We start from the raw sequence: 5,729 nt of genomic DNA, 5'->3' as shown, positions 1-5,729 counted from the left end.
TCAAACTCTTTTTTTATTATAGTTCTTATTGAATTTCTTTCCTCAGATTCTGTGGGAAATATATCCCTGAAACCTGCCGGAAGCTTTTCTTCAAGTTTGTTGTTCTCTTTTTCAAACATAAAAACAGCCGGTCTTTCCTGATAGATATTTGCAACAATCGTTCATAAATAAAAATTAAAACTAAAATAGTTATTATATCATTTGTTTTATTTTTATTATTAAAATCGATAAAAAATTTTTATTCAATTATAATTTTGTTTGTAAATTTTTTTTCAATCTCTGAGATGAAATCCTTGCTGAATTCGACATTGAAATCTTTAGGAAGTACAAATTTTTTCTCCAGTTCAGCATGTTTATCTGAGTTTATCTTCATAACATGAATGCTTATCCTGGTATTTCCCTTATGCATACATATCAGGTCATATAGCTCATCAATAAAAGAATTTGTTAAAAAATCTTTATACATTTTCAGTATTATTTCTTTTCTGTCTGTCTTTATCTGCTGGTTTTCCTTAAAAATATTTTCTTCACCCGTATTTTCATCTTCTTCACCTGTGTAGCTGATAAACCCGTTTTCAGCAACATCCTGCTCATGAGATTTATTATTAATGATGTTATTGCTTCCGTTTTTTACAAGATTTTCTATCTTCTGAACGATTATCTTCAGCGCATAATTCTTTTTTGATTCTTTCTGCAATTCATTTATGGAGCCGGAGTTGAATTCTTCTTCTTTTTCAATATCTTCAAAACCGTTTTCCGCATCAATCTCAGGCTCTTCTTTTCCTCCGATCTCTTCCCTGAATTCTTTTTTATCAAGTTTTCCCGTTATCTTCAGTATCTTGTCTTCCAAAATAAGATCTTTATATTCTTCAGCAATCCTTGGGAAAACAACAAGTTCAAGGCTCCCGCTTTTATCCTCAAAAGTAATAAAATGCATCAGCTGATTTTTCTTTGTATAAATTGTTTTTATTTTAGTTATAATGCCTCCAATGGTCTGAACGGAATTATCACTTTTTTCTGCCAGTGAGCATATCTGAGGTAATTCGGAAAGGGCATCATCATATTCTGATAAAGGATGACTGGAAATATAAAGACCCAGCATCTCCTTTTCAAAATTAAGCATATCTATTGCATCGTATTCATCATTGGTTTCAAGTATGTCGCCGAATTCTGTAATACCTTCAGCATCTTCTGATTCAGCTAAATCTCCAAAAAGGGAGAATTGCCCCGCCATTCTGTCTTTTTTTATTTTCTGCGCTTTCTCAACAATCTTTTCAAAGTTTTCCATAAGAAATTTACGGGTATGGCCCAATGAATCAAAAGCTCCGCCTTTCATCAGGCTTTCAAGTGTTTTTTTGTTTAATACATTATTGTCAATCCTCAGGCAGAAATCATAGAAATCCTTAAAAAAGCCTTTTAGCTTTCTCTCATCCTCTATTGCTTCTATTACGTTCAGGCCGACATTCTTGATGGCGGAAAGGCCGAATCTTATTGAATTCCCGACTACCTTAAAGTCGCTGAAGCTGTCATTAATATCGGGTGGCAGTACTTTTATTTCCATCCTCCTGCATTCATTAATATACTGGGATACCTTTTCCTGGCTTCCCATTCTTATGCTTAAAAGAGCTGCCATGAATTCTACGGGAAAATTTGCTTTCAGATAAGCTGTCTGATAGGAAATCATTGCATAAGCTGCACTGTGTGATTTATTGAATCCATATTGTGCAAAATGATTTATCAGATCAAAAAGTTTCTCTGCAATATCGGGATTATTATTTAAATTTTTTGCTCCGTTTACAAATTTTATCCTCTGTTCTTCAAGCAGTTCTTTCTTTTTCTTGCTTATTGCTCCCCTTAAAATATCTGCCTCAGACATTTTAAAACCTGCAAATATTGAAGCAATCTGCATGACCTGTTCCTGATAAAGAATCATTCCGTAAGTGCTCTTTAAAATAGGTTCAAGACTCTGATGAATGTATTTTATTTTCTTCCCGCTATTTTTATTCTCAATATATTCATTGACCATTCCGCTCTGGAGAGGCCCCGGTCTGTATAGCGCAAGCAATGCTATAAGATCTTCGAATTGCGTTGGTCTCATTTTTATTACAAGATCTCTCATGCCGGAACTTTCAAGCTGAAAAATTCCAAGACACTCACCTTTACTAAGCATATCAAAAGTTTTTTTATCATCGAGATCTACATTATTTATGTCAACTTTGATCTTTTTGGCTTTTTCAATCAAAAACAGGGTTTTGTCAATCAGTGACAGTGTCTTTAATCCCAGAAAGTCCATCTTTAAAAGACCTATGGACTGTATATGCTCCATTTCGTACTGTGTTACTATATCTTCTCCAGACTCCTTCTGGATAGGCGTATAGTTGTAAAGCTCTTCTGATGAAATCACAATTCCTGCAGCATGAATAGAATCCTGTCTTATCATACCTTCAAGCCATTTTGCAGTATCTATCACCTTTTTGATTTTTTCATTATTATCATATATTTCTCTTAATTCCGTTGACATCTCAAGAGCAGTGTCTATGGCAATATTAAGCTGATTTGGCACCATTTTTGCAATTTTATCAACATCCGAGTACGGAACTTCAAGCACCCTTCCTGCATCTCTGATGGCCTGTTTGGCAGCCATACGGCCAAAAGTTATGAGCTGCGCCACGTTTCTGGGACCGTATTTGTTTGTAACATATTTTATTACTTCATTTCTTTTCTCATAACAGAAATCAATGTCAATATCAGGCATGCTTTTTCTTGATTCATTTAAGAACCTTTCAAAAAGCAGTCCGTATCTTAGCGGTTCTATCTCGGTAATATTAAGGAGATAGGAAATAATGCTTCCCGCAGCACTTCCTCTTCCGGGTCCGACTCTTATATTATTTTCTTTTGCAAACTTGACAAAATCCCATACTATAAGAAAATATTCCGAAAATCCCATTTTCCTTATAACATCCAGTTCCATTTTCAGCCTTGACAATACTTCATCATTTGCCAGAGGATACTTCTGTTTAAGATTGTCAAAGCAAAGTTTTTCCAGATAGGTATCCGGAGTAAATCCTTCCGGCACGTCAAAAGGCGGTATAAGATCAAGATTGAATTTTAACTCCAGATTACATCTTCCGGCTATTTCCATAGTGTTCTCTATGGAACCTGGAAAATCCTTAAATGCAAGAGACATCCTGTCATAGTCTTTGAGATAGTATTCATTTGTTGAAAATTTAAGCCTTTTGTCTTGATTGATAGTGGAACCTGTCTGGATGCATAAAAGCACATCATGATTTACACTGTCCTCTACATTAAGATAATGAACATCATTTGTAGCTACTATCGGGACGGAATAAGAGTTTGAAAGTTCATAAATAGCCTTATTTACTATTTCCTGTTCTTTTAAACCGGAATCCTGTATTTCAAGAAAAAAATTTTCTTTACCAAAGATATCCTGATAATCTTTCAAAATTTTTGGAGCCCTGTCTTTCTTCCCTGAAGAAAAAGCTTTGGATATTTCCCCTTTCAGGCAACCGCTTAAGGCTATAATGCCGTCGCTGTTCTCTCTTAGAAGTTCTTTGTCTATTCTCGGCTTGTAATAAAAACCTTCCAGAAAACCTTTGCTTACTATCTTCATAAGATTTTTATAACCTCTGATATTTTCAGCAATAAGAGTGAGATGGTAGAAATTCTCATCATCGCCGGTTTTCTTGAATTTTTTTTCCAGCCTTCCGTTAGGCGCTATATAAACTTCACAGCCAAGCAAGGGTTTTATGCCTGATTTTACTGAATTATTATAAAAATCTATTATTCCATACATTACTCCATGGTCAGTCAGGGCGACAGCGGGCATTTCAAGTTCTGAAACCTTTTTAACAAGATCCTTTACGCGGACAGCTCCGTCCAGCAAAGAATACTCGCTGTGAAGATGAAGATGTACAAAATTTTTTTTAGCCACTTAAAAAACCACCCTGTACATTTCTTCAAGGGAGGTAATTCCGTCTGCTACTTTTTCTGCAGCTGACTCAAGAAGAGTTCTCATTCCATCCTGTCTTGCCTGATTTTCTATGGCATCAGTTCCGGATTTATCAAGTATCATTTTTCTTATTCTGGGAGTTACGAGCAGCACGGAAAAAATGCCCACTCTTCCAAGATAACCGGTATTATTGCACTGGCTGCATCCGGTTTTTTCATAGATTTTTTTGTCTTTCAGAATAGAAAATACCTCATCTGATATTACAATATTTGACATATCTGCTTCTTTTTTGCATGCAGGACATAATCTTCTGAGCAGCCTCTGTGCAACCACGCATCTTAAAGCTGAAGCAATCATATATGGTTCTATCCCCATTTCAAATAATCTGGCAACACTTGAAGGAGCATCATTGGTATGAAGTGTTGTAAGGACAAGATGCCCTGTTATGGATGCTTCAACAGCTATTTTGGCAGTTTCATAATCCCTGATCTCCCCTATCATTATAATGTCCGGATCGCTTCTCATCATAGCCCTCAGGCTTGCAGCAAAGCTCATGCCTATTTTCTGATTGACCTGAACCTGCATTATATGCGGAAATTTATATTCAACAGGATCTTCTACCGTATATATTTTCTTTTCAGGTGTGGATATCTGGGTAAGGCTTGCATAAAGAGTTGATGTCTTTCCGGAGCCTGTAGGACCGGTTATGATTACTGAACCATAAGGCTGTTTTATAACCTTTCCATATACGTCCATTTCTCTTTCAGGCATACCGAGGTTCTGCAGATTAAATATGCTTTCTTCCCTGTTTAAAATTCTTATTGATATATTCTCACCAAAAACAGACGGAAGACTGGCAAATCTTAGATCGATAAATCTGTTGTGATAGTTAAATGAACTCCTGCCATCCTGAGGAAGTCTTGTCTCTGTTATATCCATGCCTGACATTATTTTGTATCTTGAGATAAGCAATCTCTGCACTGTTTTGGGAACCTCTCTGATTACCTGCAATATTCCGTCTATCCTGAATCTTACAAGACAGTGTTTTTCCTGAGGTTCAATATGTATATCGCTGGCTCTCATCATAATGGCTTTTAAGATTATTTGATTTGCCAGTCTTATCAAAGGGTTTTTCTGTAGATCTATATCTTCAGCCAGGTCATCTTCTATGGAAAAATCCAGATCTTTTGTAATCTCTTCTACTTCTTTTAGACTATGCTCATCAGACATATATGTCCTTATAGCAACCTCTATATCTTTATTTGTCGATATATATGGCTCCACCTCATATCCTGTAAGCATCCTGAGCTCATCATTCAGATATATATTAAGAGGATCAAGAGTTGCAACAGCAAGCATTTCGTTTTCAAATTTAAAGGGAAAAACCTTCATTTTTAAGGCATACTCTTTCGAAATCAGATTTGATGCTTTTACATCAATTTCATTGCTTATTTTGGATAAATTGATTTGTTTGTAGCCTTTCTGCAGTGAAAGAAAATTTTTAAATTCATACTCTGAGATATAGTTTTCCTCAATAAGTATTTCTCCGATTTTCTTTCCGGTTTTTTTCTGTATTTCAAGCGCTTCCTGAAGCTGAGACTGGGTAATCAGATTATTTTTTACAAGAAGCTCTCCTATTTTAATTTTACTGTTATTAAATTCTTCTCCGATCATTTCCTATGTCCGATACAAAGATTTTATTATTTTTTATTATAATTAAAATAAGTCTTTAATAAAATTACTAATATTATATTATTGC

At 35.2% G+C, this 5,729-nt stretch carries 2 protein-coding genes; both read right to left on the bottom strand.

Annotation, left to right across the window (positions count from 1 at the left end; translation table 11 throughout):
* Positions 1 to 238 precede the first annotated feature (238 nt).
* A complete protein-coding gene (locus GXZ93_02190) occupies positions 239 to 3,952 on the bottom strand; it encodes a DNA polymerase III subunit alpha (protein ID HHT78594.1) in 3,714 nt (1,237 codons plus the stop codon).
* Positions 3,953 to 5,644, bottom strand: a complete 1,692-nt coding sequence (gene tadA / locus GXZ93_02185) for a Flp pilus assembly complex ATPase component TadA (GenBank protein ID HHT78593.1) — start codon at positions 5,642 to 5,644, stop codon at positions 3,953 to 3,955. It abuts the gene before it with no gap.
* Positions 5,645 to 5,729 lie beyond the last annotated feature (85 nt).

The sequence above is a fragment of the Actinomycetota bacterium genome, assembly GCA_012837825.1.
GTDB lineage: Bacteria > Actinomycetota > Humimicrobiia > Humimicrobiales > Humimicrobiaceae > Humimicrobium.
This window is presented reverse-complemented; position numbering and strand designations above follow the sequence as displayed.

Coding starts and splice junctions, on each gene's coding strand:
- tadA (HHT78593.1), bottom strand. CDS start 5,644: ATGATCGGAGAAGAATTTAATAACAGTAAAATTAAAATAGGAGAGCTT.